General features: G+C 51.9%; 1 rRNA gene. It reads right to left on the minus strand.

The annotated features are described in order from the left end of the window. Positions 1–573: ribosomal RNA gene (locus HP456_RS25840) — 16S ribosomal RNA — on the minus strand; the annotation flags it as partial. Positions 574–933 lie beyond the last annotated feature (360 nt).

Below are 933 nucleotides of genomic sequence, written 5' to 3' on the forward strand. Positions count from 1 at the left end.
AGTTCCGCAGTTGAGCTGCGGGATTTCACCCCTGACTTAAATATCCGCCTACGTGCGCTTTACGCCCAGTAATTCCGAACAACGCTAGCCCCCTTCGTATTACCGCGGCTGCTGGCACGAAGTTAGCCGGGGCTTCTTCTCCGACTACCGTCATTATCTTCATCGGTGAAAGAGCTTTACAACCCTAAGGCCTTCATCACTCACGCGGCATGGCTGGATCAGGCTTGCGCCCATTGTCCAATATTCCCCACTGCTGCCTCCCGTAGGAGTTTGGGCCGTGTCTCAGTCCCAATGTGGCTGATCATCCTCTCAGACCAGCTATGGATCGTCGCCTTGGTAGGCCTTTACCCCACCAACTAGCTAATCCAACGCGGGCCAATCCTTCCCCGATAAATCTTTCCCCCGTAGGGCGTATGCGGTATTAATTCCAGTTTCCCGGAGCTATTCCGCAGGAAAGGGTATGTTCCCACGCGTTACTCACCCGTCTGCCACTCCCCTTGCGGGGCGTTCGACTTGCATGTGTTAAGCCTGCCGCCAGCGTTCGTTCTGAGCCAGGATCAAACTCTCAAGTTGAGAATTCAATCTTAACTAAATCACGTCGTTCTGAATCGACGAGAACTCACACCCATCATTCCGCGCATCTCTGCGCTCATAATGAGGTGTATTCTCTTATCCAAACGTGACCGTCAAAGTCTATTCTAAAGGGCCTAAATCTCTCCAGACCCCGCAAGCTTCGCCGCCCACGTTTCTCTTTCTTCTCATATTCAATTGTCAAATAACAGACCACATCACGCAGTCGAAAAATCAAACCCCCAAAGCCTAAACCCCAGGAAACAAACAAGCATTCAGCCCATCATCTTGATTTCTTCAGAACGAAAGACTTCGTCGCCAGCAGCGCCGCCGCCCTCGTTCAGTGAGCGGACTTATAAGAGA

This window comes from Bacillus haikouensis (assembly GCF_013179555.1).
In the GTDB taxonomy this organism is placed as follows: Bacteria; Bacillota; Bacilli; order Bacillales; family Bacillaceae_B; genus Rossellomorea; species Rossellomorea haikouensis_A.